The organism is Hymenobacter sp. B1770, assembly GCF_049896385.1.
Taxonomy (GTDB): Bacteria; Bacteroidota; Bacteroidia; order Cytophagales; family Hymenobacteraceae; genus Hymenobacter.
Genome location: NZ_JAFCUF010000013.1, coordinates 99845 through 125403, shown reverse-complemented (window position 1 = coordinate 125403; position 25559 = coordinate 99845). Strand labels below are relative to the sequence as shown.

The 25559-nt window shown below is 56.1% G+C and carries 19 protein-coding genes; 6 read left to right on the top strand and 13 right to left on the bottom strand.

Features of this window, described 5'->3' with window-relative positions; all coding sequences use genetic code 11:
* Window positions 1-241 precede the first annotated feature (241 nt).
* From ACP7AJ_RS19815 to ACP7AJ_RS19805, 3 genes are all read right to left on the bottom strand, one after another.
* Window positions 242-937, bottom strand: a complete 696-nt coding sequence (locus ACP7AJ_RS19815) for a GAF domain-containing protein (protein ID WP_426061938.1) — start codon at window positions 935-937, stop codon at window positions 242-244.
* 24 nt (window positions 938-961) lie between these two features.
* Entirely contained in the window at window positions 962-2356 is a 1395-nt protein-coding gene (locus ACP7AJ_RS19810) for an undecaprenyl-phosphate glucose phosphotransferase (protein WP_426061937.1), read from the bottom strand.
* Between the two features lie 367 nt (window positions 2357-2723).
* The gene (locus tag ACP7AJ_RS19805) at window positions 2724-3485 is read right to left on the bottom strand and encodes a DUF4184 family protein (RefSeq protein ID WP_426061936.1); all 762 of its coding nucleotides are present in this window, start codon (window positions 3483-3485) and stop codon (window positions 2724-2726) included.
* 362 nt (window positions 3486-3847) lie between these two features.
* Here ACP7AJ_RS19805 and ACP7AJ_RS19800 point away from each other — a divergent pair, with 362 nt between their 5' ends.
* Both ACP7AJ_RS19800 and ACP7AJ_RS19795 read left to right on the top strand, forming a co-directional pair.
* Entirely contained in the window at window positions 3848-5035 is a 1188-nt protein-coding gene (locus ACP7AJ_RS19800; RefSeq protein WP_426061935.1) for an acyltransferase family protein, read from the top strand.
* Window positions 5036-5129: 94 nt separating this feature from the next.
* Complete coding sequence (locus tag ACP7AJ_RS19795; protein WP_426061934.1) at window positions 5130-6110, top strand: glycoside hydrolase family 16 protein; 981 nt, start codon at window positions 5130-5132, stop codon at window positions 6108-6110.
* A 37-nt stretch (window positions 6111-6147) separates the two neighbouring features.
* Here the strand turns inward: ACP7AJ_RS19795 and ACP7AJ_RS19790 are convergent, their stop codons facing one another.
* From ACP7AJ_RS19790 to ACP7AJ_RS19755, 8 genes are all read right to left on the bottom strand, one after another.
* A complete protein-coding gene (locus ACP7AJ_RS19790; RefSeq protein ID WP_426061933.1) occupies window positions 6148-7284 on the bottom strand; it encodes a DUF1972 domain-containing protein in 1137 nt (378 codons plus the stop codon).
* 3 nt (window positions 7285-7287) lie between these two features.
* Window positions 7288-8364, bottom strand: a complete 1077-nt coding sequence (locus ACP7AJ_RS19785) for a glycosyltransferase family 4 protein (RefSeq protein WP_426061940.1) — start codon at window positions 8362-8364, stop codon at window positions 7288-7290.
* A 105-nt stretch (window positions 8365-8469) separates the two neighbouring features.
* Window positions 8470-9357, bottom strand: a complete 888-nt coding sequence (locus tag ACP7AJ_RS19780; RefSeq protein ID WP_426061932.1) for a glycosyltransferase family 2 protein — start codon at window positions 9355-9357, stop codon at window positions 8470-8472.
* Between the two features lie 195 nt (window positions 9358-9552).
* Entirely contained in the window at window positions 9553-10737 is a 1185-nt protein-coding gene (locus tag ACP7AJ_RS19775) for an EpsG family protein (protein WP_426061931.1), read from the bottom strand.
* 9 nt (window positions 10738-10746) lie between these two features.
* Window positions 10747-11286 carry a serine acetyltransferase gene (locus ACP7AJ_RS19770; RefSeq protein WP_426061930.1) on the bottom strand — a complete coding sequence of 180 codons (540 nt, stop codon included), beginning with the start codon at window positions 11284-11286 and terminating at the stop codon, window positions 10747-10749.
* Between the two features lie 37 nt (window positions 11287-11323).
* Window positions 11324-12802 (bottom strand): lipopolysaccharide biosynthesis protein, encoded by a 1479-nt coding sequence (locus ACP7AJ_RS19765; protein ID WP_426061929.1) that lies wholly within the window; start codon window positions 12800-12802, stop codon window positions 11324-11326.
* A gap of 38 nt (window positions 12803-12840) precedes the next feature.
* Complete coding sequence (locus ACP7AJ_RS19760; RefSeq protein WP_426061928.1) at window positions 12841-15117, bottom strand: GumC family protein; 2277 nt, start codon at window positions 15115-15117, stop codon at window positions 12841-12843.
* A gap of 13 nt (window positions 15118-15130) precedes the next feature.
* Window positions 15131-15958 (bottom strand): polysaccharide biosynthesis/export family protein, encoded by an 828-nt coding sequence (locus tag ACP7AJ_RS19755; protein WP_426061927.1) that lies wholly within the window; start codon window positions 15956-15958, stop codon window positions 15131-15133.
* A gap of 645 nt (window positions 15959-16603) precedes the next feature.
* On the opposite strand from ACP7AJ_RS19755, the gene ACP7AJ_RS19750 reads away from it, so the two are divergent.
* Window positions 16604-17347, top strand: a complete 744-nt coding sequence (locus ACP7AJ_RS19750; RefSeq protein ID WP_426061926.1) for a phosphatase PAP2 family protein — start codon at window positions 16604-16606, stop codon at window positions 17345-17347.
* On the opposite strand, the gene ACP7AJ_RS19745 is transcribed toward ACP7AJ_RS19750, so the two are convergent.
* Both ACP7AJ_RS19745 and ACP7AJ_RS19740 read right to left on the bottom strand, forming a co-directional pair.
* Window positions 17335-17907, bottom strand: a complete 573-nt coding sequence (locus ACP7AJ_RS19745; protein ID WP_426061925.1) for a GNAT family N-acetyltransferase — start codon at window positions 17905-17907, stop codon at window positions 17335-17337. The two genes, ACP7AJ_RS19750 and ACP7AJ_RS19745, sit on opposite strands and share 13 nt — an antisense overlap.
* A 10-nt stretch (window positions 17908-17917) precedes the next feature.
* Window positions 17918-20971, bottom strand: coding sequence for a TIM-barrel domain-containing protein (locus ACP7AJ_RS19740; RefSeq protein ID WP_426061924.1), 3054 nt, complete (start codon window positions 20969-20971; stop codon window positions 17918-17920).
* A gap of 134 nt (window positions 20972-21105) precedes the next feature.
* Between ACP7AJ_RS19740 and ACP7AJ_RS19735 the strand changes: the two genes are divergently transcribed.
* The 3 genes from ACP7AJ_RS19735 (at window position 21106) to ACP7AJ_RS19725 (ending at window position 25342) form a co-directional block, all read left to right on the top strand.
* On the top strand, window positions 21106-22146 hold the full coding sequence (locus ACP7AJ_RS19735; RefSeq protein WP_426061923.1) for an NYN domain-containing protein: 1041 nt from the start codon (window positions 21106-21108) through the stop codon (window positions 22144-22146).
* Window positions 22147-22443: 297 nt separating this feature from the next.
* Window positions 22444-24618, top strand: coding sequence for a M3 family metallopeptidase (locus ACP7AJ_RS19730; RefSeq protein ID WP_426061922.1), 2175 nt, complete (start codon window positions 22444-22446; stop codon window positions 24616-24618).
* A 373-nt stretch (window positions 24619-24991) separates the two neighbouring features.
* Window positions 24992-25342: a hypothetical protein gene (locus ACP7AJ_RS19725; RefSeq protein ID WP_426061921.1), complete on the top strand. Its 351-nt coding sequence runs from the start codon at window positions 24992-24994 to the stop codon at window positions 25340-25342.
* The last annotated feature ends 217 nt before the right edge of the window (window positions 25343-25559 follow it).

Below are 25559 nucleotides of genomic sequence, written 5' to 3'. Positions count from 1 at the left end.
CAACAACGCCCACGTGCGGTCACTGATTTCGTCTAATTGATTCACGAACGCAAAGCTAATTGTCCGTACAACCTAGCAGGAGTGCTATGACTCCAATACGTTTTTGCTGCAATCACAATAAGGTCTGCATTTTGTTCCTAGGTCGCTGCCGACTACTTATTAGAACATAGCAGCCTACTGCACTGCGCCATAACGTCTGCATCCGTAGATTGCTGGAAAAGAACAGGCTGCGCTACTTGGCTTATTTCTGAGGAGTATTCAGGAGGTCCTTCAAAGAATTTACGCCTTGCTGGAGGGTGTGCAGCAGATGGGCTTCCTCCCCTGGAAGACGGGTGCCTAGCAAATCAATCGTCGTGGTCAGGGAGTGCAGAATGGGCTGAGCGGCGCGCACCTGCTCTTGGGCTTTCTCAAGTTGAATGTTGCTGTGCCGGAGCTGAAAGTGGGTATTCACCAGCTTGGCCAGGGCCTTGAGGGATTCCAGCTTAAGGTCCGACAGCTCCCGGGGACGCGAGTCGATAACGCACAACGAGCCCAAAGCCCGGTCTTCCGCATCTTTGACGGGCACGCCGGCATAGAAAATAATGTGCGGGTCACTCACCGTCAAGGGATTGCCCTGAAAACGCTCGTCGAAGCGTGCATCGGGCACCACCATTGTCTCGTCGGGGTTAAGAATGGTGTGGGCACAAAAGGAATGCTCCCGGGGACCGCGCATGTAATGATGCAGGGAAAGGCTTTCGCCGAGTTCGTTGTGGACTGATTTCGACCACTGCCGGTCGCCGGCAATCAGGTTGATGGCGGCAATGGGGGTGCCGCAGATTTCGGCCGCCAGGCGCGTGATGTCGTCGTACACCTCCTCGGGCAGCGTGTCCAATAAATTATGTTCGGCCAGGGATTGCAGGCGTTCGGACTCGTTCTCGGGTAGAAGGGGCGGAATCATAGCGGCAGAAGTTAAGGGTGAGATTTAGTAGGCGTTCTCTTCTCCTTTGAATACGTTGTATACGGTCAGAAACATTATTTTCATGTCCAGTGATAGGCTCCAGTTTTCGAGGTACCACAGGTCGTACTCCACCCGCTTCTGAATGTGCTTGAGCTCCGTGATTTCGCCACGGTAGCCGTTTACCTGCGCCCAGCCGGTGATGCCCGGCTTGAGAAACTGACGAATCATGTACTGGTCTTCCATCGACGAGTACTCAATGGTGTGCTTCAGCATGTGGGGGCGCGGCCCCACGATGCTCATCTGGCCAAAAAGCACGTTCAGAAACTGCGGAAACTCGTCGAGGCTGGTTTTGCGCATAATGCGGCCAATTTTCGTCACACGGGCGTCGTTCTTGGTGGCTTGTTTCGAATCCGATTCCTTGTTCACCGTCATGCTTCGAAATTTAAAGCAGTCAAATGGTTCGTTGTTCAGGCCGCTGCGCTTCTGCACAAAGAAGATGGGCCCTGGCGATTGCAGGTAGATGATGATGCCCAGCAGCGGCACCAGCCAGCTCAAAATAAAAATAGTGACTCCCAGGCTGACCACAATATCGAAAGCGCGCTTTTTGAAACGATTGATAACTTCCTGCAGTGGCTCCTTGCGGATGGATAGAATGGGAAGCTCGTAGAGGTAGTCTACGTGTACTGGGCGGTTGATGAAATACGAAAAATCGGGCACAATTCGAAAGCGAATCAGGTCCTGGTCAGCCTGCTGCATCATGCCATACACGGCACTGTTGTTTTCGGGCATGATGGTGGAATAAATTTCCGTTACTCCCCTTTGCCGGGCAATGTTCAGCGCGTCGTGTATGCCGGGAATAATTTCGTGTTTGGAGTTAGAAACTGGTTTGCGCAAATCGTCTACGAAGCCCTCGATGCGCACACTCAGTTCTTCGGTTTCGAGGTACGTGGCAAGCTTTTCGGCCACCTTGTTGTATCCCAGTATCAGTACCCGGCGCCGCAGGCCGCCCTTGCGGCGTACCCAAGCCCGGAGAAGCAGGTAAAAAAGCCGCACCAACGTAAGTACCCCGGAAAAACTTAGAATGGTGGCATAAACGAAGACCCGTGCCAGCGGCAGGGAGTTTCGCAGCAGGAAGGAGGAAACCAGCACCAGAAACGCCCAGAAAAAATAGATGCGGAAGGTGACGGTAAAAAAACGTCTGAAGGTGAGGATGTTCTGATAGGAATAGATTTGCCCTATCCAGGATACAAGGACCCAGGTGAAGTTGATAAGTAGCCAATAAAAGCTGCGCGATGACAGTAACGTAGCCGTTGGTTCGTTGGGGATGTATTCCTGGGTGAAAAGCAAAATGATGTTCAGCAGGAACAGGTCCAGCACCAAAAACGGTATTTGTAATGAGCGTACAAAAGTCCTATCCATAAGTACAGTAATCTACACGTAGCGGCCTTGTCAAATTTAAGCGAGCAAAAGCATACTATATCAGTGCTCATCTTCGCAGGGTATCCACAGACCAATGCGGCTCAATCCAAACGATTCTACCAAATTTGCAAAAGGGTATCTGGATTGCCTAACAAGTGGGTACGTAGGTTTAACCTCAAGCGTTAGACTTAAGTAGCCATTTTCCCGCCCCAAGCGCTTGATTTAGTGTAGGCTATGTGCCCTGATAAATAGTTTTTGAAGTTGGGGACATGGAGAGCATGTTATTGGCTGGCATGTAATTCGGTCGGAGAGGCTTCAGAGTCAGATAGTTATTTGCGGTTGCGCTAGTGTGAGGCATCAGACCAAATTAGGAGCCATCGAAGGAACTGCTTCTGCTGGTTTTGGCCAAAGTCAGCCAGAGGCAGGCCAGTGTGAGGGCCAATAAGAATGCAGATAGCACTGCCACCAACCAGTCCTGCGAGTACATATCGGTGCCCAGCTTTATCCGAAGCGACGACATGCAAGCTGTGAACAAGGCAATCAATGACCAGAATTTAAGGCTAAAACCCTGGTTTTGGGTGGGGGCCAGCAATGCAGGCAAGCGAAAAATGGCCCACGCGATGGCTGCCAGCCCCAGCAGCGTGTGGCCTAAATGAACTGCGGCGTACACCTGGCTATGGCTTACCAGCTCGTGCAAAGCAAACAAGCGCCGTTGGTGTTCGAATAGATAGTCGCTGCTCTGGTGCACAAACCAATCCCAGCCAAAGTGGGTGAGGGTGCCCAGCAGGATTGAGAGCAGAATAGTGAGCCAGCGGTGCCGAAGCGTGCGTGGCCAGTTAGGCAGTGCGCAAGGGGCAAGCCGGGAGTATATCGGCGCCGGCAAGCGCTGCAGCAGGGGCGTGCGCACCACCGCGTGAAACACCAGCGTCAGCAGCACGGCAAAGGGTAGGTCGAACCAAAAAAGCCCGGGCCAGGTGTGGCTGTAGTAGCTAAGTCCTTTGCGCATGCGCAGGAAGTACTCAAAATCGGGGACTATGCTGCCTGCAATGAGCCCCGTAGCAGAGAACCAGGTGCGCTTTGCGTTCAGAAAAGGGAGTACTAACGCCGGGTGGGCAAAAGTGAATGGCATTAGCGCGTGTAGAGGCGTTTGGTGCAATAAGAAATAGGCAAACGCCGGAGGTGTGGAGGGACATTCTCCGTTTTGCGTCATCGTTATCGGATATATACTCCCAAACCAAGGGTTGCGGCTGCGCATTGGTCTGCTTCCAAATCAGAACTAACGGCCGCCGGGGCGGGGTTTGCCGGGCCTGCAATGAGGCTGCAGTCCGTGGCCAATGTAGTGGGTCTTTAACAGATTGATGCTTGGCTGCAAGAATTGCCGTGCTAAGCAGTAAATCCGATTTTATAAAGAAAGCGTTAATGGATAGTACTTGTTGAGTAAATTGGAATCAAATACACATTTGAATTATTAAGTGGTAAAATTGCACTTTTATGCAAGCTTCCTTGGGTACTCCTCTTTCTAAAATAAAGTTAGCGACGCATCCTAGGAGCTTCGAAAAGCAAGCAAAGCCAAAAGCTAGAAATCCAACACTGGACATTTTTAGGGGGGTAGCTGTTTTGCTGGTAATGTTCAATCATATTTATATAATTGACCCCGTTGCTGTTACCAATCCGGTTATAAAAGGTTTACGCCAGGTTATTGGCTATCTGTTTACAGGCGGGTGGATAGGAGTGGACCTGTTTTTTGTGTTGAGCGGCTTTCTGATTAGCGGATTGCTCTTCAAAGAGTATGAAAAGACTGCAGACTTCCAACCAACAAGGTTTTTGATACGGCGAGGTTTTAAGCTTTACCCCAGCTTCATCTGCTTTCTGATCATCACTTTTTGCTTTGAGGTCTTTTACTACTCCAGGGCCTCTCCGGATTTCCCCAGGTTTCAGGATTATCTAAAAGACTTGATTTTCATGAACAACTATGCCGGTGGACGGTGGTCGCACACGTGGTCGTTGGCTGTCGAAGAGCATTTTTATATTTTACTGTCCGTCTACTTTCTGGTATCCGTTAGGTACAAAGTCATCACCTTCAAAACGTTTGCTTATACCTACGTTGCTCTAATGGTAGTAGCCCTGACTTCGCGGGTTTACTTAAATGTGCAGTATCCCACCTACGATTTTGACTTGCATTACACCCTTACGCATGCCAGAATCTCAGCTTTATTCTACGGAGTTTTTATATCGTATTGTTATCATTTCCGTCGCGAACAGCTGGTGGGCTTCCTGCAGCGATGGAAGGTGTGGCTGCTTGTGCTAGCGTGCAGCTTCCTTGCCACAAATTTTATTTTTGCCCGTGAAGAAAACTCGTGGATAAGCATGATTAGCCTTTCAGTGAACCCTTTGTGCTTTAGTGTTTTGCTGTTGGTAGCCCTAAATTTCACGGGAAGCTTCTTTAAAGAGGGAATACTCTCCTACATCGGGCAGCAGTCTTACAACATCTACCTGTGGCATGTATTTATGAACAGCATAATCTACCACCTGTTCATCAATCATTTGGCCAACCAATATATGTGGCTGCTTTACATGGCCTCCTTTTTTGTAGCTTCTTTTCTGGCTGGTATCTTTTTCACGAAAGTGGTAGAAATTCCTCTGTTGAAGGTGCGTGAAAAGATTGCTGCACTCAGATAACGAGCGGGTGTAGTATCATTAGCGGCATTTCCTGCGCACTTGATTGGCGCTGGCAATGCTCTACCTGCTAATGCATCCATTCTACCTCCCCATCGTGAAACGTTTATCTAAGCCGCTCTTAGGATTATTTCACATCGCCGCGCTGGCGGGCTGTTCTTTGAGCCAGGCGCCTGTGCTGCTAAGCCAACCCAATAATCCGGCCACTGGAGCTAGCCAGTCTGTTAGTTCTAGCATATGCAACTACAACCAGCCAGCCAGCCGGAAAGCGGAACTGCTCTCGGCTGGCTGGGAAAAAAGGCTAGAGGATAATTTCGACAGCAACCCAACTAGTACCTCAAATTCTCTTTGGAGTGTTTGGGTTGGGGGCGCCTTCAACAACGAGCTCCAACTATACACGGCAAACGCCACCAATCTAAGCGTCATTCCGGACTCCGACAATGCTGCCAACAGCGTACTGTCGATTCGGGCCGTGAAGGAAACCGTCGTGGGCCCGAAATATCGCCAGGACGTGGATGCCACGCCCACCACCTTTGAATTTACCTCGGCCCGCATTGAGTCAAAGACCCTGTTTGCGCCGGGCCGGGGCACCAGCCAGCTTCGGTTTGCGGCCCGCATCAAGTTGCCGAGTGGTTATGGTATGTGGCCGGCATTCTGGTCGTACGGCAATAATTGGCCCACCGATGGGGAAATCGACGTGCTCGAGGCCCGCGGCAATGAGCCCTTCCTGTTTCAAACCAACTACTTCTTTGGCCGCCAACCCAATGTAAACCTAGTGCAGAACGCGGCCGCGTACCTCACCACCAGCACCAGCCTCACCGATTGCTGGCACGTGTACGAGGTGCTCTGGACCAAACAGTCGCTGACATTCCTGCTCGATGGCCAAGTGGTTGATGTGAAGACCGGCGGCTACGTGCCCGACCTATACGGCCGGCCCGAGCGCCTCTCACTCAACCTGGCCGTGGGTGGCGATTTCTTCTACAAGGATGGCGCCCGCCCCACGCCCGGCCAGATACTGCTCAACGAAGGCGAAGGCCAGATGCTGGTGGACTGGGTGCAGGTCTACAGCAAAAAATAGCTGCTTCGGGAGCTTTTTCGCCGGTTCTCTGACCGTCCTAGCGCACCTTAGCCCCACCCGAGCGCTGGCGTTGCCGGGCCTGGAATATTTCCTCGAAGTGCGCGGCGTACTGGTCAATGATGCGGTCCCAGTTATACACGTGCTCAATCTTCTGAGCATTGGCGGCCAGCATGTTCCCGTAGGTAGCGTCCCCTTTGCGAACCGACCGCAAGGCGGCGGTCACATCGGCAGCGGTGGTGAAGTACAGGGCGTCGCCCTCGAGCACGTACTTGTTGAAGGCGTTGTCGTTGGCACAAATCAGTGCGCCGGAGGCCATGGCTTCCAGCAGCGAGGGGTTGGTGCCCCCCACGGTGTGGCCGTGGAAATAGAGATTGGAGTAGTACCGGATGTTGTTCAGGGTGTTGATATTGTAGATGCCGCCCACAAACCGGATGTTGGCCGCGTCTTTGAATTTGCCCTTGAGGTATTCGCCGTACTGGCTTTCGTGCTTGCCCACCACCAAGAAGGGGCGGTCTATTCCGGCCTGCACCACCCCGTCCAGAATCACTTCGATGCTGTTTTCCGGTTCGAGCCGGGCAATCAGCATATCGTAGGCGTAGGGGGTGAGGGAGTAGGCGGCCAGGTCGCTTTGGTCGGGAGTAGTGAACGAATGGGCGCCGTAAGCAATGAAGGTAGAGTCTTTCTTATACTTCTGCTTGAGGTATTGCTGGATGCCGATGGAGTCGGAAATTAGGTAGTCGCTGTTGTTGACGGCCAGCTTTTCGGCGTACTCCAGGAAGCGCTGCACGGGCTTGGAGAACTTGGAGCGCTTCCACTCCAAGCCATCCATGTTGGTGGTAACAATGCTCTTTTTGCGGGGCAGAAACTTGTTCGAAACCGAACTGCTGGTGTATCCTAGCTGCAGAATGATGTCGTAATCGCGCTTGCGCGTGTCCGCGATGCAGTTGTAGTCATAAATGAACTGCCCCACGGTGCCGTACTTGAACTCGGGGTCGTAGGCATGAACGATGTGCACGCCGTTCCAGCTGTTCTCCTGAAAAGGGTGGTTGTGCGAGTTGTACACCGTCACCGTAAAGCCCCGCTTCACGAGGCCAACTGCCAGGTATTCGGCGCACTGCTCAAACCCGCCGTAGTTGTTGGGGATGCCCCGGGTTCCGATAATTGCTATTTTCATGAGCTAGTGGTTCAGCACCTCTTGGTACGCGGCCAGGGTTTGGGCGGCGGTGTCCTGCCAGGTGTAGTGGGAAAAAATATGGTCGCGCAGGCGCGGATTCACGGGTTCGGTATGGGCCTGCAGCACGGCCTGCCGGATGGAATCCACGTCGTCGGGCTCGCAGTAATAGGCCATGTCGCCGAAGTATTCTTCCGTGTCGCCCTTTCGGGTTACCACCAGGTTGCAGCCCATGGCGCCCGCTTCCAGCGAGCTTAGCCCCGTGGTTTCAAACCAGCTGGGCAGCACGTGCACCTTGGCCGCCTGATAGACACCCGCCAGGCCAGCGTGGTCCATGTGCTGGATAAACCGCACATTCGGAGCGTCCTTCGCCTCGGCCTGGCACTGCGCATAATACGCCGCTTGGTTGGGCCCCGGCTTGCCGATGATGGTTAGCTGCAAGGCCGTATTACGCAGCGCCTTGATAAGGTTCAGCTGGTTTTTGCGCCCTTCGATGCGGCCCACGCACAGCACATGGTCCTGAAAAGCGAGGTTCGGCGCCACGGCATCGCTAAACGAGGCCGGGTCGATGGCGTTGACCACCTTGTGGTAGCCCTTTTTGATGCCGTAGGAAGCCACCAGGCGGTTGTATTCGCTGTGGGAGTTTGGCAGCAGCATGCCGGCTTGGGCCGCCACCACCTGCACGGACTTTTTCTGGCCGTGCGTGAGAAAGTACAGCGACTTGATTTTCTCGCCGTTCTTCACTGCCCGGGCCACCGCCTTCACATACTCTATCTGGTCTTTGTCAAACACCGTGTTTAGCAGGCGCATGGGGCCGGTCCGGCTCTTTTTCTCGTACTCGTGGTAATCGACGAAAATGGTCGAAATTACAAAAGGAACCTTCGTAGCCTTTACATGGGGTAGGATGTCGTCGGGGCGAATGATGTTGAAGAAGTGCAGCAGGTCGTAGTTCTGGTAAGCAATGGCGTCGGTGCTCAGCCGGATGTCGACTTCTATGCCCAGGGCCCGCAGGTACTTCGCCGTCATCTCAATCTGGGTGGTGTCGCCTCCGGGGGAAGTAAAATGCGTACTGCGGGAAATCATCACAACCTTCATGACCTACTTTCTTTTTAGCGGAGAACAACGGGCGCGGGGACATTGGAACATACGGCATGCGGCACAACGCCGCGCTCTTGGCTTGGCCCGAAACTAGCTGAAGAGCTTTTCCTTCAGGACGGTTAAATAGCCTAACGCGTAGAGCTGCTTGATTTTGTAGTACGTGCGTCGCTCCTCACTGGGAGCATACGCGCCATACAAGTAGAAGGTGAGGAGCATCAGCACCTGTTTAATGATTTTGCCCCAAAACCGTTTTCTGGCCGACTTGTACTCAATAAGCCCTTCCGACTTACCATTTAACCTGGAATAGTTAAAGAGGTAGTCTTTATTGAGCTTGTTGGCAATCTTGTGGTACACTACCAGCCGGGGCTCGTACCAGATGGAGTACCCCAGCAGTTTGGCGCGGTTGAAGTAGTCGTTTTCTTCCCCCGCCATGAGGTTGTTGCCTTTGCGGCCCAGCTCGGGGTTGTACCAGCCAATGCGTTGCGCCACCTCTCTGCGCAGGCAGTAGTTGGCTCCCATCAGCTTTTCGGTGGGCCGGGGCTCGTCGCCAAGGTCAAACATGCTGGCCAGGTAGTAGTACTTCTTGGGTAGCCAATCTGGCGCCTCTGCATTGAACGCCAGGACTTTGCCGCCCGCAATATTCAGGTTGGGGTTGGCGAAGAGCGTTTCGCACACATCGAGGTAGCGGGCGTCGAGGTCGATGTCATCGTCGACGAAAATCAGCACCTCATTCCTGGCCTCTTTGATGCCCCGGTTGCGGGCGTGCGACAGTCCCTGTTCGGTTTCGAGCACGTAGCGCACCGCGGGGTTTTGTAAAAACGGCTTCACTGCTTCGGCCGTGCCATCGGTAGAATTATTGTCGATGACCAGCAGCTCAAAATTGTTTTTGTGAGCGCAGTGAAATAAAATCGACTCTATTGTCTCCTGTATGAAGGGAACCCGGTTGTAGGTGCACACAATAAAAGTAAAAGTGCTCATGTAGTTCGGGCAAGGTAAGGGCTACACACCAGCTCCCGTGGGAGTAGGAGAGATGAACGAATAGCGAGAAAAACGTGGTGGACGGGCAGCTTTCTGGGGCCGACCCAGCCGGGTGGTAGTGGAAGGGATTAGGGTTTGTACGTTAAAATAACATGAAGTTGCTGTCGAGCTGCTGCGAATAATGCATGAATGTATTTATTCGTCAATATTCTGGCTGCGTTCCTGTAGGGTATCCTCAAGCAGGAGGAAGCGAAATGGCGACGTTTCGGCGGCCTTGTTGTAGATGGCCCGGTAGAAGAAGGCCGTCATCATCAGGGCAATGGTGTAGCCCAACACCGATTTAATCAGCTTCTGAGTCCGGCTGTTGAAGAAGAAGAAAAACAGGAAGCTCAAAATCAGCACCCGGAAATTGAGCAGGTAGTCGTTGGTGCGGGCCAGAATAAAGTTGTCGTATACAAGCCGGTCCAGCAATGCCCCCAGAAAATACAGATTGTAGTATTTGTGAAAGTCATACTCTTTGAAGTTCTCTTTCAGGTCGGCGCTAAACCAGATAATTACCATGTCCAGAATAAAGAACAGGGCCCGGGCCGTGCCGGCCCCCACTTTGCCCTCGTCGCTTATCTCCTGCATGTAGTCGAGGTTATCGACATAATAGTCATAGCCGGTCAGCGACACGATGGGCGCCGAAAGAGTCAGGACCAGCGCCAGGATGGTTGGGGCAAGGGCCGTCACCAGCAGGAGCAGGCCCATTTGCACGTAGCGGTTTTTAAACCAGTCCCAGCGCAGCAAGGGGAAGAACAAAGCGCCAATTATGATGCTTTTATGGAAGCTAAACCCGAAGAACAGGCATAGCAGAGCCCACCCGTATTTCTTCTCAAACGCCAGGTTGAACGCGTAAAACAAAACGAACCACGCCAGGGTCTGCCGCATGATGTTCATGCTGCTGAACATGAGCAGGTAGGTGAAAAAGAAGAAGATAAACCACGGGGCAATAAAGGGAAAGCGGGCTAAAGACTTGTAGAAGAACGTGATTTGAATGAAGGCGATGATGATAAACAGAAACGCAAAGTGGGCGTGCACCGCATTCAGCCATTCATTCAGCAGCCGGTACCCAAACTCAATATCGCGCGGGTACACGCCGGTTTCGCGCAGCTTCAGGTACCATTCCAGGTAGGCCTTGTAGTCGATGCCCACGTAGTACCGGCCCCCGATGATGAGGGAATACATCACGATGATGAACAGCAGGTTGGGACCCCAGTAGGAGGGGAAGCTGACCTGTTCCCCGCTGGCGTCCAGCACGGGCCGCGTCGATGGTCGTGATAGCAATATCATGAACACCATCAGCAGGGTATAGAACAGGTAGGTCCCGGGTTCGGTCATGGGGGCGGTTTAGCCGTTTGTGCCCGCGGGGCCGAACGTGTTTTGCTTGATAACCCGGGCGGGGTTGCCCACCACTACGCAGTTGGGCGCAATGCTTTTTACCACAATGGAGCCCACGCCGATTACCACATTATCACCAATCTCAATGTCACCAATGATGCACACCTGGGCCCCGATGTCCACGTTGTTGCCTATTCTGGGGCAGGCGCTGTAGGTGCCGTCGGCCAGTTTTTTATTGCCGATGGTGGTGGAGTGCCGCACGTGCACGTTCCGTCCCAACCGGCTTTCGCCGTTAATGACCAGGGCTTGGCCGTGGTCGAGCCGGAGGCCGCTGCCGGCCCGCAGGCTCCAGGGCAGCTCAATGCCCAGAAGCCACTCCACCAATACGCGGTAGATTATCAGATACCAGAAGAAGAAGATGAGGAGTACGCGGTTGCGGCGCACCAGCGTGGCCGCCCGAAACAGCATCAGCACCAGCTGCGCTTTAACGTTGCCGCGGTTGGCCCGGAAATCCTGAAAAATTCCTTGATGAGTAGCAGTGTCTTCCATAGCTTAATGTGGGGTGTTGCCAATAGCAGGAGGGCAGTTAGGAGGCCTCCTGCTCGGCGGGTGGCTCAGACTTCCGGCGCACCAGGCCGGCAACCATGGCAAAATCGTTGCGGGTGTATACGCCAAGCAGGTAGCCGACTGGCAAGAAGAGCAATAAAATTGCACCCCGAACCGCGTAGGTCAGGTAAAAATTATCGGCCGGCAGCGCTTCCCGGAGGAAGTACCAGCCCACCATCAGGCCACCGAAGAACAGGATAGTAACCGGATAGAAGAAGAACTTGATTTGCGGGTCCACGGCGCGCGCCGCCTGGGTAAACAGCACGCGCTCGAACAGGCACGCCAGAAACAACCCGAACGCCACCGACACCGGCAGGTTGTGGAACCAGTCGAGGTACGCCAGCAGCAAGGTGAACGCCACGATGCCCGCTGCAAACAGCAGAGAAGTGCGGCGGAATTCCTTCAGGCGGTTGTTGGCAAACAAGTAGTTCTGATAGGGAATGGTGAGGATTTTGGTGAAGGCAAACAACAGGGAGAAGATGAGCACCGGGTAGGCCTGCACGTAGCGCGCGCCAAAAACCAGCGTTATCAATTCTTCGCCAAACAGCATGGCCACCAACACCGCCGGCAGGAAGATAATGGAGATGATGTGCTCGTAGTTGCCGAGCTGTTCCATGGTCTTATCGTGCTGGTTGTCCGAGATGTTCTTGGAGAATACCGACAGGAATATCCCGCCCACACTCACGCCCAGCGTGAGCACCATCAGTCCCAGCCGGTTGCCCACATTGTAGTAGCCCAGCTCTTCGGGCGGCACCCCAAAGACGCCCAACAGCACCTTGTCGAAGCTGATGAGCAGCCCGTAGGCAATGGTAGAGGTAGAAATGCTCAGCGAGTAGCGGATGTACTTTTTTACCACCGCCCAGGAAAATGTCCCAAACTCCGAGCGCATCAGCGCCAGCAGGGGATAGATGGAGCTGAGGCCACAAGCGGCCATGATGTACCAAGCAATGCCAATTTCCGACTGGCCCAACACAACCGCCGCTATTTTGGCGATGTTAATCAGCAGTTGGGCGTAAAAATCTACCATGTTGGCCCGCACGATGTTGAGCTTGGCCGTCTGGTCGGTGGCGTAGAGGTAGAGCGGCGTCATCAGGTAATCCTGCAGGATGAAGATGACAATCAGCGTAATCTGCAGTTCGGTGAAGGTGCCATTGTGGCTCATCTGGTTCCAGGCCACAAAGGCCAGGACCAGCAAGGAGGTGAGGACGTTATAGAGAAAGAAAACGGCCAGGTAGTTCTTCAACCCCGTATTGGGGTCGTCGTTGTACATTTTCAAATGGGCGCTGTTCACCGTGTGAGTAAACACCGACTTGATGAGTACCTGAAAAGACATGGCCAGGCTGATGTTGCCCAGAATAGCCGGGCCCCCAATGCGCGCAATGAACACCGAACTAAGGATGCCAAAAGCCATGGACACCAGGCTAATGGCAAAGTTCTGGCTGAGTTTCTTTCCTAACATACCGCTTTCATGGTTTGGCGATGAGCACCGTGAGTTGGCTACTTCGCCGCGTAGCTGTTTTCGACCCGTACATCGTTGAGAATGACCAATGCCTGGGGTAGTTTTTCCTGGCTGGTGATATCGTGCAGAAGGTCGAGCCGGGCTTTGGGGGTGAAGTTGCAGCGCACCACCAGCACGGTGGCGTCGAGGTAAGGCGCCAGGGCAAAGGCATCGGCTACTTGGCCCACGGGGGCCGAATCGATTATCACATGGTCGAACTGCTGCCGGAGTTGGGCTACCAGCTCGCCCACGCGCGGGTGCATCAGGGTTTCGGCGGGGTTGGCAGGCACGCCGCCGGTGCCGATAACGGCGAGGTCAGGATTCACGGGAGCGGGGCGGAGCAGGGACGCGGCAGTAAGGGTGCTTTGGCTCATGAAATTCGTGGCCCCGGCGCCTTCCTCCAAACCCAGGCCGGCAAGCACGCCCGGCTGGCGCAGGTTCAAATCCAGCAGTACCACCTTTTTGCCGGTCAGGCTGAGGCTGATGGCTAGGTTGAGGGCAATGAACGTTTTGCCTTCGCCGTCCCGGCTCGACGTGACCAGAATAACCTGTTTCTCGCGGTCAGTGGTGGCAAAGTCAAGGTTGCTGCGGAGCAGCCGGAACTGTTCCGCAAGCTGGGGGCGCTTGGCATCGGCCACCGCCAGCAGGCCTTTGCCGGGGTAGTGGCCAATTTCGCCGAGGACCGGGGCGGTGGTTACCTGGGTGATGTCCTTTTGCTCCTGTACCGTATCGGCAAAAAAGTCGCGGAGGAAGACAAAGCCAAACGGAATGAGCAGCCCGAACACCAGCGCCAGCCCATAGGCCAGGGGCTTGTTGGGGTCGAGCGGCTTCTTGCTGGCAATGGCCGAATCAATCACCCGCGTGTTGGAAACCGTGGCAGCCAACGACAGGGCCGATTCTTCGCGCTTCTGCAGCAGGTACACGTACAGGTCACGCTTCACGCCCGCCTGCCGGTTGATGGCGTTCAGCTCCCGCTCGATGCTCGGAACCTGATTGATGCGCGATTGAAAATTATTGGCTTTGGCCGCCAGAGAGCCCCTAGTGACTGTCAGGCCGTTGGCGATGGAGCGCAGGTTTTCCAGCATGCTGAGCCGGAGCTGGGCCAGTTGGTCGTTGATGTTCAGAATCAGCGGGTTGGCCGGCTCGGCGTCGCGCAGCAGGCGCTGGCGCTGCAGCTGCAGCTCGTTAAATTTGCCCACCAGCTCCTGCAGCGAAGGCTCATTGATGCTGAACGTGCTCGGTACCAGTTCGAACTGTGCAGACTTTTGCGACAGGTACCGCTGCAGCGACCGCACCACGTCGAGCCGAATGTCCAGTTCGGATAGCTGCTTGGTATAGTCCGTGGCTTCCTGCTGATAAGAAGCCGCCTCCGACCGCACATCGGTGACTTGGTTGCGGCGCTTGAATTCCTCTTCTGCCCGTTCCGTGCCCGACAAGTCGGAGGTGAGGGTGCGCAAACGCTCGTCGATAAAGGTAATGGTGTTGCTGGCCAGCAGGTTGCGGTCTTCCTTGTTTTCCTTGTTATAAACCTCGATGAGCTTGTTGAGAATGTCGCGGCCTTTCTCCGGTACGGGGTGCATCAGGCTTACCATTAGCACGTTGGCCTTCTTATTGGTTTGCGCTACGTTGAGGTCTTTGTTGTAGCTGGCGGTCAGGTCCTGAATGTTGTTGATGGTGATGTAGACCTTGTTTTTTATGGCCGCAGTGCCCTCGTTCAGCTGCACCGTAAAGGTGCCATACGGCCGCACTATCGGCTGGCCGAACTTATAGACGGCCTTGCCGAAGCCGTCTTCCGCCAGCTCGAAGGTATTGGCCTCCCGGGGCGAAACCGTGAGCGACTTCTTGTCCGTGAAATTTTTGAGCTGATAAAGCTGCATCCGGATAGGTGCCTGACTCCCATATACTTCCCGCTTTCGAATGGCCCCATCGACATAATAGCTGGTCTGGAGGGACAGCTCGCTCAGCACCCGCTGCATGAGCGTTACCGACTTCAGGGCTTCAATCTCATTCTCGATGCTGGTGGCCGAATTGAAAATATCTAAATCCTTAAAAGCCGGGTTGCCGGCTTGAAAGTCCGGCCCCTTGTCGATGTCCCGTATCAGTATGGTGCTGGTAATCAGATAACGCGGGTTCACCAGCTTTAGGTAGACTGTGGCTAGGCCCAGACACACGGCTAAGCTAATGATAAACAGGGGCCAATGCCGCAGGTATTTGTGCAGATAACGCTTAAAATTGTTCTTGTCCGATTGGGAGTAAATCACTTCTCGCTCAGCCATAACGGTTATAATTTTAGCGTAAGAAGGATATCGCCGCGAATCCGAGAACGGAAATGACTGATGCCCAGAGGCCAATGTAGCGGTTGTTGGGAGAGGTTTGCGCCAGTTTCGACCGGTTGTCGGGCTCGACGTACACGATGTCGTTTTGCTGCAGATAGAAATAGGGCGAGTTAAAAACCTCCTTGTTGTGGAGGTTGAGGCGGGTAGTTACCCGTTCGCCGCCTTTTTCGCGGATGACCAGCACGTTTTCGCGCTTGCCGAATTCCGTCATGTCGCCGGCCATGCCCAGGGCTTCCAACACGTTGATGCTGCCCTGAGTAACATTGAAAGACGAGGGCGCCTTCACCTCGCCGAGCACGGTAATTCTGAAATTCAAGAGCCGAATGTCAACAATCGGCTGTTTGACATATTTCTTCACCGCCGCGGTCATCGTCTGAATGGCTTCTTCGCGCGTCGCCCCGCCCACTTTCACTTGGCCCAGTACCGGGAAGGTGATAAACCCGGCCTTGTCAACTACATAGCCTTCGTCTTGCCGCCTGTTGTTTGACACCGCGTTGTTCACCGTCGACGCAACGTTGGTATTGGCACTGCTGGTAGCAGCGATGACCCCGGTATTGAACAACACGCTGGACTCAGGGCTCAAACTCGTCACCGTAACCGACAGTAAATCGCCCGGTTGAATGCTAAGTGGTTTATTGTTCAGGATTTGCGCTTTGGATTCGCCTGCTTCTTTTAAATCCTTGAAATACCTAAGGTCGCGGCTAGAGGAACAGGCGGCAACCCCAAGAAATGTGACCGAAATGAGAAATCTGATTCCTGCTCGGATAGTAGCGTTTATCAAGGGGGTTTGAATTAGATTAAGAATCAAACTTTAAATTGGTTGAGTACAGTCGTGAATGTACGTAGGCAGGGCAGAAAAGGTAAACCAGACAATGCTCTTATCTGGGTCTGAGCTAGTAATTCTGGGCTATTTGGTACTTACGAGAGAAGGAAGTGTCGCCAGACTTAATAGCTGCTTCGAACAAGCAATTGCAGAATCTCAGCCTATTTCGGGGCATTAATAATATTCAAAGCTACAGGCTCGACGCTTGTTGTGTTAATCTAAAGCGTCAGAGCTATTTTGGTTTGTTTATTAACAAATTGCTGTCATAAGCTTCCGCTCCGTCGGCATTGCTTCTTCAAGAGAGCAATGCCAAATGTCGCAACATTGTCATCAGAACGGGCACCACTCCCAGAGCGAAGGGCCTGGAGGTGGGGTATAGGGGTACACCGGCTGCGAAATCGCAGGAACCGCACTTCTGTTGCTGCAAATCACAACTCCACACCCTTCTGCCTAAACCTTGTCAACTACGTCGTGGCAAATGAGTTTTGGTCGGTATGCGAGGCGGTGCTGCGGGAGCAGTACCGGCGGTAGCAAACGCGCCGCGCCCACACTCGTACAGCAGTAGCGGGTTGCTGTTCTGGTTCTGTGCCTCACCTGTTTGCTATGTCGTTTGCTTGGTCTTGGAGAAAAGTGCGCGAAGGCCTAGCGCGGCGCGAGAAATTGCTAGCGGTGGTGCTGGTAGGGTTTGTGCTGCCCTGGGCAGGGTTTGTGGTGCTGGCCCAAAAAGTCTGGACGGAGGGCGGGTTCGTTCAAGACAAAACTGTTCTGCGATTTCTCTATCGCAATGCTTCGCCGGGGCAGGACAAGCTGGCCTTGGCCCTCACCAAAATCGGCGACTCCGGACCCATGATTGTACTGGGCGCCCTCATTGCTGGTGGCTTGCTACTCAGGCGCCAGCGGACCCAGGCAGTGGTATTTGCGGCTTCGGTAGGCGGAAGCATGCTGCTAACGCAGGTACTGAAAGCCTCCTTTGCCCGCCCCCGGCCCGACTTGTGGGTAAGCATCAAGCCAGCCCTGACCTATAGCTTCCCCAGCGGACACGCCATGGATACGGCGGCCATTGCTGTGGCGGTAGCTTTTCTGCTGTGGCAATTTCGGGGGCATTGGGCGCTGTGGGCGCTGGGGCCTCTTTTTGCTCTGGGTGTAGGTTGGTCGCGCATGTATTTGGGGGTGCATTACCCCTCTGACGTACTAGGTGGCTGGCTAAGTGCTACCGGTTGGGTGACCGGCGTACAGTTGCTCACTGCCCGCGCTACTGGCTTATTCAGCGAGCCACCTGAGAATGATATTTCCCCGGCACATTTTTCTGAGTCGATGTCGTCTGCGGATGCAAATCAGCCTGCTTGAATGCGCTTAGTTTCAGCTGAGACCTGCTTCAGCGCTGGGTTATCGGCCTCGAACCACACGCAGCGCACGCTTTCTTCCATGAACTCATTGGTGCGCCGCAAACCTATTTTCTCCAGAATGCGACACGAGCCCGCGTTCTCCGCGGCGGCGTACCCGCAGATGCGGGGCAGCGCCAGCTGCTGAAAGCCGTAGTCGAGCCAGGCTTGCGCGGCCTCGTAGCCGTAGCCCTGGCCCCAGTAGCGGGGGATGAAACGGTAGCCCAAATCGTAGAAATCATAATGCCCGTTTATGGGGCCAGCCACCTTTTTAAGGCCGGCCCAGCCCATGAATTCTCCGGTGGCACGCAGCGTCACGGCCCAGCGGCCGATGCCATTGGCCGTGTATTGTGCCTGCACAAAACGAATGACTTCCAGGCTCTGGGCCGGGGTGGTTGACATATGGCCGCCGATACCTTCCAGGTAGCGGTGAACGGCCGGGTCAGAGTCCATGACAAACATGCCGGGCGTGTCGTCTTCGTGCAAGGGGCGAAACAGGAGGCGGGCACTTTCGAAGGGCTGCATACGCTGTGAATTATTGAGTGACAATAAGCCGTTGGCGCTGCTCGCCAGCTTGAGCCGTGTACACGCCGGGTGCCACGGCTCGGCGCTGCTCGTCGAGGCCATCCCACTTCAGCGCGTGGGCTCCAGGGGTATTATTTAGGGGGAATGAGCGCACCAACTCGCCGCTCATGTTGCGGATAACCAGCTGTTCTGGGGCCCGGGTCGTGCCTGTAGCGTGGCGGGTATAGCGTAGGGTGGTGCCGCGGGGCCCAAACGAGCGGTTGTCGGGCGCTTCCAGCGTAAACGTTTCGGGGTCGTGGCCAGCGGCGGGCTCGGCGAGGAGTTGAAGGCCGCGCAGGCTCACCGCAGTTTCCTTTTTCATCAGGAAATGCACTTCTAGCTCGTGCATGCTGTGGTTGTAGCTCGACGCCCCAGCCGGGGCCAGTTGGTCGTTAATGTAGATGGCCGTGGGCAGTGCCGCAACCCGCTGCACTAGCAGGTGGACCTGCCGCGCTGTCGGCTGCCCGGTGTAGCTGCCTTTGCTGCTCAGCCGCACGTCGGTTTGGCTGGGGCTGTAAGTGCCGCTCATGGTTAGGGTTTCGTACTGCTTCTGTTCGAGGGCGCGGGCTGAATGACCGTCATCGTCGTACATCATAAACTCCGATTTCGGACTAATAGGGTCGGGGTAATAGCGCAGCAAGAGCGTATCGGGACGGTACTGGGCGGTGCTGGACCGGTAGGCCGTGGTAGGCAGGAAAGCACCTGCCCGCACCAGCAGAGGCGTATGGGCCAGCGGTGCGGTCACGCCCACTGTGCGACCCCCGGGGTATGTTTGGTTGGAGTAGAAATTTATCCAGTTGCCCCAGGGCAGTTCTACGTTGCGCCGCCGTTGGCTGGGGTGAAGCACGGGCGCCACCAGCAGGTTGGGCCCGAGCAGGTACTGGTCGTTGACACCAGCCAACCGTTTGGCGTCAGAAGTAGTCAGTGGTAGTTGGGTTCTGGGGTCTTGGTACCTAGTGTCGGCAATGACAGGGAAACCCCAATTATCCTCTGTAAAACCAGCTGCCTTTTCTTCGTCTGATAGTAGGACTGGCTTAACGTCTAGAGGTGCAGACGGCGGGGTATAAGTGTTTGCAAATGCATTGTCGAAATCCATGCTCCGTGCCAGTGAGGCGCCGGTTGTGGTGTTCTCCCAGGCCAGCGAATACAGATACGGCAGCAGCCGGTACCGCAGCTGCACAGCGTCGCGCACGCTGCTTTTATAAGGGTCGGGATAATAATAGGGCTCCGGCGGCACGCCCTCGCCGTGGGGCCGCAGAATGGGGCAGAGGCTGGCCATTTGCAGCCAGCGGGTGTACAGTTCGCTGTCAATGCCACCCACGCAGAAGCCTCCGGCATCTGAATGCATGTAGCCCACGCCGCCCTGGCCCATTCCCAGCATCACCGGAATCTGGGCCTGATAGCCGCTCCAGGAGCGTTGGATGTCGCCCGACCACGGGAATACTGAATTGCGCTGCATGCCCGCCCAGCCCGAGCGGGCCAGGTTGAACACCCGCTCGTCGGGGTATTCCCGGGCGTAATTGTCCTGGAAGATGCCGGCCCATACCTGACCGTAGGCATTGTGCACGGCCCGCGCCGTTCCGTTCACGTGGCGCATAGAATCGGGGTGATTCTCGGGCTCGCCGAGGTCGCTCCACCAGCCGGCGGTGCCCTGGTCGTGCAGGCGCTGGTATTGGGCCCACATCCAGCTGCGAGTTTTGGGCTTGAACACGTCGAGGATGCTGGCCGGCCCGGCCCAGAACGATACCACGGTGAAGGGCTTGCCGGCCGCCGTGGTGCCCACCAGGCCCTGGGTGCGCACGAGGCTGTCGTTGCTCGAAGTGCGCATAACGTAAGGCTCCGATATCAGGATGGTTTTGATGCCTTGCTTGTTTAAGCGGCTCATCATGCCGGCCGGATTGGGGAATTTGGACTGGTCCCAGGTGAAGTCGCCCTGCCGGGTAGTGCCACCGAACCAGTACAAATCCAGCACGAGGGCATCGAGCGGGAAGTTCTCGCGGCGCATGCGGTCGGCTACCTGGTACATTTCGTTATCGGTTTTGTAACCGAAACGGCTTTGGATGAGACCCATGGCCCAGCGCGGCGGCAGGGGCTGGCGCCCGGTGAGGGTGGTGTAGCGCTCCAGAATTTGGGCTTGGTCGCGGCCCGTGATAACGTAGTAGCTGAGCGAAGTCAGGCCCTCGCCACCGTATTCGAGCACCTTTTTATCGGTCTTGCCCAGGTCAAGATAGCCGGGCGCGTGATTGTCGAAAAACAGCATGTAGCCCCGGCTGCTGAGCACCGTGGGCAGGGTGATGTTCAAGTTAGGCTCGTTGTTCTGGGAGCCATAATGCGCTTGGTTATACAGTTCGAGGCGGTAGCCGCGCCGGTCCACGGGCAAGGCGCGGGAGCCGGTGCCGTAGAGTCGTTCGCCGGGCGCGAGGCGGAAGCGCACCGCCGTGCCGCCAGGTTCGGGGGAAGAGGCAGGCGTGGATGCAACGGTTTCGCGGCGGAAGGCACTGCCGGTTTCACTGAAAATAGTATCAGTACGGTAGACCCAACGCAGCTGCAAAGTGCTTTTGTCTATCAGCAACGTGCCGTGATTAGTGAGCATTCGCACGGTACTAGCATTCGCCGACGACGGGTTTGCAAGCAGTGTCTTGAGTTTGTTGCCCGGGACGTCTACTACCACTCCATCTGGGCTGAACTCCTTCGAATTGGGGACCACACTAACTGAAGAGTCGGCTAGTGGCGCTCGGCCCGGCGCGAAGTAGCTGACTTTTATGACGCCGTAATTCCACTCTTCAACTTGTCGAATGCTGCCATCATGAGCGCGAATGGTCAGGATGCCGAGGTCCTCATTGAACGAGTGCGACTTATAACGCCCGCTCGGCACCGTCCGCGCTGGCACCATACGCTTCTTAAACGGGTCAGTAGCTGGTGCACCATCGGCCACGCGCTGGGCGTGGGCAGCGGGCGCGGAGGCCAGCGCCAGCAGGCCCGGCAGGAGCATAAAAACGCTTTTGAAACGGGCAGGAGAGTTCATTAAACGCAGAAATGGGCGGGAGGCGGCAAGTTACGGCCCACCAGGTAGACAGCGAATGGCCTTTACTCTTCGTAAGCCATCGGTGAGAAGGGCTGCTTTCAGGTCCTTCGTGCAATCTAATTTATGCTTGTTTCATGTCGCCTAAGTCTCCTGCCTCGCCGTACGCGGCCATTTTTATTGATTTCGAGAACATCTATTATTTCCTGAAAAACCACTTTCAGGACCCGCCCGAACTCAATGACTACGTGCTCGACATTGTGGGCACGCTACGCAAGCAGCTCCACGAAAAGGGGCTTGATTCCTTAATCAGCTACGCCTACGCCGACTTCGAACGCCTGGCCACCGCTCCCCAGGGTGCCCTCTACCTGATGGGCGTGAGCACCCGCAACGTACTGGGCACCGACCACAAAAACGCCGCCGACATGCAGCTTTGCATCGACGCGCTGGAGGTGATGTATACCCGGCCCGACATTGGCACCTTCATCCTGGTGGCCGGCGACCGCGACTACATTCCGCTGCTGCAGCACTTGCGCCGCCAGGCCCGGCAGGTGCTGGTGGCGGGCTTCCGCGAGTCGGTTTCCGGCGATTTGCTCCAGAACATTGGCGCTGAGAATTTCCTCGATGCCCGCGACCTGCTGGCCGCCGAAAGCGTGGCGCAGCTGGAAAAGCGCCGCACCGACCGCCAACGCAGCCAGGAAGAAAGCCGCCGTGCACGTGAGCAGGGCCTGGCTGGCCCGCCCGATGCAGACCGCGCGAAAGGTGCACTGCCGGAGGGCGGGCCATCGGCCGGAACGGCGCGCCCCGCAGCCCCGGCCCGTTCCGGCGCCGCTCGCCTGCCCGACGAGGTGCCCGATTTTGCCCCCAGCCGGCCGATTGCCGATGCCACTGCCAGCCGCGCCTTAGCGTTTATTCTCAACGAGTTCCAGAAGCTCGAAGCCAAACAGCAGCGGCGGGTGCGCGAGTTGTGGCTGGGCCCTTTCATGCGCCTGCTGGCCGATGAGCTGACCGAGCTGACCGACTACGAGCGCCGAGACCAGCTTAACAAGCTGCGCGAAGCCGGTGCCATCAGTATCGAAAAGCGCGAGGGCGAGCCCCACCCGTTTTCGGTAATTGTGGTGAACTACCAGCACCCCGACGTGCAGGAGCTGCAGCCGGGGGAGGAAGAAGGGAACTAACTGCCGGCCTTTAGCTGCTTTTGGGCTGCAAGCACGGTGTAGAGACGCGATACTTCGCGTCTGGGCGTTGAGCGATGGGCGAACGATGCCGTGCTCACCGTGCGGACGCCGAGACGCGAAGTGTCACGTCTCTACACCGTGCTTGCAGCTTCTTCGCAAAAATTCAGCAAATCTTTGTGCATCATTTGCATTCCCACTCAATCCAACTCTCAGAAACTGCGCATGTCCCAACCCAAGTTTTCTTCTGGCAAAATAGTCCTAGCTAATGCGCTGCTCACCCTTAGCCTTGCTGCCTATATGACCCCCACGCCAAGCCAAGCCCAAACTGCGTCGGCCGCAACGGCTACTGCCCCGGCCAACAATCCGCTGCTGGCCGCCTGGGCTGGTCCCTACGGCGGCGTGCCGGCCTTCGACAAGGTGCAAGTAAACCAGTTCAAGCCGGCCCTGGAGGCGGCCATGGCCGAAAATCTGCGTGAAATCGACGCCATTGCCAACAACAAGCAGGCCGCCACCTTTGAGAACACCATTGCCGCGCTTGAGCGGGCCGGCCAGCGTTTGGATGAAGTCCGGACGGTTTATGGCATCTGGTCGGGCACGCTGAGTACGCCCGAAGTGCAGGCCATCGAGCGCGAGATGTCGCCGCGCATGGCGGCCTTCTCCGACCAGATTAACCAGAACGAGCCTTTGTTCCGGCGCATCGAGGCGGTTTATAACTCGCCCGAGAAGAAGAAGCTCACGCCCGAGCAGCAGCGTCTTTCCTGGCTGTACTACAACAATTTTGTGCGCTCCGGCGCCAAGCTCGACGCCAAGGCCAAGTCGCGTTTGTCAGAAATCAACCAGCAGCTGGCAGGCCTGTTCACCAAATTCAGCCAGAACGTGCTGGCCGATGAAACCGACTCGGTATTGGTGCTGAGTACCGCTGCCGACATGGCCGGCCTGCCCACTTCTCTGCGCAACGACGCGGCCACGGCGGCTACCTCGCGCAAGCTGGGCGGCGCCGCCGGCGCCATCACCAACACCCGCTCCAGCATCGAGCCGTTCCTAACTTATTCGGACCAGCGCAAGCTGCGCGAAAAAGCCTGGCGCATGTACTACAACCGCGGCGACAACGGCGGCGCGCACGACAACAACGCCATTATCACCGACATCCTGCAGCTGCGGGCCGAGCGTGCCAAGCTGCTGGGCTACAAAACCCACGCCCATTGGCGCCTCGACAACACCATGGCCAAAACGCCCGAAGCCGCCATGGAGCTGATGGAGCAGGTGTGGACGCCCGCCGTGGCCCGCGTGAAGGAAGAAGTGGCCGACATGCAGGCCCTGGCGCGCAAAGAAGGCGCCGGTGCCGATTTCAAAATCGAGCCCTGGGACTACCGCTACTACGCCGAGAAAGTGCGCAAAGCCCGCTACGACCTCGACCAGAACGAGGTGAAGCAGTACCTGCAACTAGACAAGATGCGCGAAGGCATGTTTTGGGTGGCCGGCGAGTTGTTCAACTTCAACTTTAGCCCCATCACCAACGTGCCCGTGTACCACCCCGACGTGAAGGTGTGGGAGGTGAAGGACAAAACCACTGGCCAGCACGTGGGCCTGTGGTACTTTGACCCCTACGCCCGGCCCGGCAAGCGCTCCGGTGCCTGGATGAATGCCTACCGCAAGCAGGAACGCATGGACGGCAAGCCCGTGACCACCATCGTTTCGAATAACTCCAACTTTGTGAAAGGCAAGGAGGGCGAGCCCACGCTCATCTCCTGGACCGACGCCACCACGCTGTTTCACGAGTTCGGCCACGCCCTGCACGGGCTTTCCTCGAACGTGACATATCCGTCACTTTCGGGCACCAGCGTGGTGCGCGACTACGTGGAATTCCCCTCGCAGGTGCTCGAAAACTGGCTGCCCACGCCGCAGGTGCTTCAGAAGTTTGCCGTGCATTACCAAACCGGTAAGCCCATTCCGCAGGCTTTGGTCGACCGCATCGAGAAGGCCTCTACCTTCAACGAGGGCTTTGCTACTACCGAATTTCTGGCCAGTGCCCTCATCGACATGAAGCTGCACCTGGCCGGCGACCAGAAGATTGATGCCGACAAGTTTGAGCGCGAAACCCTGGCCCAGCTGGGCATGCCCCGCGAAATTGTGATGCGCCACCGCACGCCGCAGTTCTCGCACGTCTTTTCTTCCGACGGCTACTCGGCGGGCTACTACAGCTACCTGTGGTCGGTGGTGCTGGCGGCCGACGCCTACAGCGCCTTCACCGAGGCCGGCGGTCCCTACGATAAAGCCGTGGGCCAGCGCCTGACTAAGCACATCTTCTCCGTCGGCAACACCGTTGACCCGGCCGAAGCGTACCGCAAATTCCGCGGCCGCGACCCCAAAATCGACGCGCTGATGAAAGAGCGGGGCTTTCCGATGACGGCCAAAAAAGCCAGTGCCGCTCCCGCAAAGCCCGTGAAAAAAGCAGCAGGTAAGAAAAGTTAAGCAACGCCTTCCCTGAATTGGCTACGGCCCTGTGTGAACTCGAACGGCCCTGGTTTTACCAGGGCCGTTTTTTTATTCCCACCGTAAGGTTGCGTTGAGCTACGCGCTGCATCATGCTGTTTTAATACAAGGTACTTGCTACAGTATCAAGGTGTAGCAGGGTGTCATTGCTCCGGTTCGCCCGCCCCAGGCGGGCCGACCGGTTGAAGAGCGCATCGACTGCCCTAACAGCAACTGGTTGGCCCGCCTAACCGGAACAACGTACTTAATGCTTTGGCCGGATGAAAGACAAAATAGTCTACACCCAAGAGTTAACAAGTGTAATTGAACCCGGTTGCTACCACATACTTCCACATTTTCAAGCCCAACCACCATGGATAATTTTCAATCGCAGAGCAGCCAGGGCACCAGCCAGCTCGACACCACGCTCAATGCCTTGCAAGGCGGCCTGTCCAACGCGGCTGGAGTAGCTGGTCCCAACATTGCGGGCTGGATTAAAACCTTGCAAGGCCATCAACAATTTTCGGAAATTACCTCAGAGCTCCAAAACCTGCACGATGCCCTGCGCAGCGGCGCCTCCGACACCGGCGCGCTGGCGCGCAGCCTGAGCACCCTCGGCGAGCAAACCAGCAAAGCGGCAGAATCGGCCACACCCGACGCCCAGGACAAGCTACGCCAGCTGGGTCAGGCACTGAGCTCGGCGGCTGGCCAGCTACGCGGCTAGTCACACCGGCTCCGCTGAACAAAGGCTGCTGCTCTTCACCCAGAGCGGCAGCCTTTGTTCATTTGGGCAGTCTAAGAAAGCAGCGAAGGCTATGACCAAGGAGACAGGAGGTGCGGGCAAAGCCCGAATGAATGAGGGCAATACATTCTGGCATTAGGTTGGGCTTTCCCAACCTTTCCGGTGGGGTGGCAGTAAATCAGAGGGTTCTTCCACCATC

Coding starts and splice junctions, on each gene's coding strand:
- ACP7AJ_RS19785 (WP_426061940.1), bottom strand. CDS start 8,364: ATGATTTCCCGCAGTACGCATTTTACTTCCCCCGGAGGCGACACCACC.
- ACP7AJ_RS19760 (WP_426061928.1), bottom strand. CDS start 15,117: ATGGCTGAGCGAGAAGTGATTTACTCCCAATCGGACAAGAACAATTTT.
- ACP7AJ_RS19775 (WP_426061931.1), bottom strand. CDS start 10,737: ATGACCGAACCCGGGACCTACCTGTTCTATACCCTGCTGATGGTGTTC.
- ACP7AJ_RS19745 (WP_426061925.1), bottom strand. CDS start 17,907: ATGCAGCCCTTCGAAAGTGCCCGCCTCCTGTTTCGCCCCTTGCACGAA.
- ACP7AJ_RS19810 (WP_426061937.1), bottom strand. CDS start 2,356: ATGGATAGGACTTTTGTACGCTCATTACAAATACCGTTTTTGGTGCTG.
- ACP7AJ_RS19770 (WP_426061930.1), bottom strand. CDS start 11,286: ATGGAAGACACTGCTACTCATCAAGGAATTTTTCAGGATTTCCGGGCC.
- ACP7AJ_RS19815 (WP_426061938.1), bottom strand. CDS start 937: ATGATTCCGCCCCTTCTACCCGAGAACGAGTCCGAACGCCTGCAATCC.
- ACP7AJ_RS19765 (WP_426061929.1), bottom strand. CDS start 12,802: ATGTTAGGAAAGAAACTCAGCCAGAACTTTGCCATTAGCCTGGTGTCC.
- ACP7AJ_RS19725 (WP_426061921.1), top strand. CDS start 24,992: ATGGATAATTTTCAATCGCAGAGCAGCCAGGGCACCAGCCAGCTCGAC.
- ACP7AJ_RS19790 (WP_426061933.1), bottom strand. CDS start 7,284: ATGAAAATAGCAATTATCGGAACCCGGGGCATCCCCAACAACTACGGC.
- ACP7AJ_RS19735 (WP_426061923.1), top strand. CDS start 21,106: ATGTCGCCTAAGTCTCCTGCCTCGCCGTACGCGGCCATTTTTATTGAT.
- ACP7AJ_RS19750 (WP_426061926.1), top strand. CDS start 16,604: ATGTCGTTTGCTTGGTCTTGGAGAAAAGTGCGCGAAGGCCTAGCGCGG.
- ACP7AJ_RS19730 (WP_426061922.1), top strand. CDS start 22,444: ATGACCCCCACGCCAAGCCAAGCCCAAACTGCGTCGGCCGCAACGGCT.
- ACP7AJ_RS19800 (WP_426061935.1), top strand. CDS start 3,848: ATGCAAGCTTCCTTGGGTACTCCTCTTTCTAAAATAAAGTTAGCGACG.
- ACP7AJ_RS19740 (WP_426061924.1), bottom strand. CDS start 20,971: ATGAACTCTCCTGCCCGTTTCAAAAGCGTTTTTATGCTCCTGCCGGGC.
- ACP7AJ_RS19805 (WP_426061936.1), bottom strand. CDS start 3,485: ATGCCATTCACTTTTGCCCACCCGGCGTTAGTACTCCCTTTTCTGAAC.
- ACP7AJ_RS19780 (WP_426061932.1), bottom strand. CDS start 9,357: ATGAGCACTTTTACTTTTATTGTGTGCACCTACAACCGGGTTCCCTTC.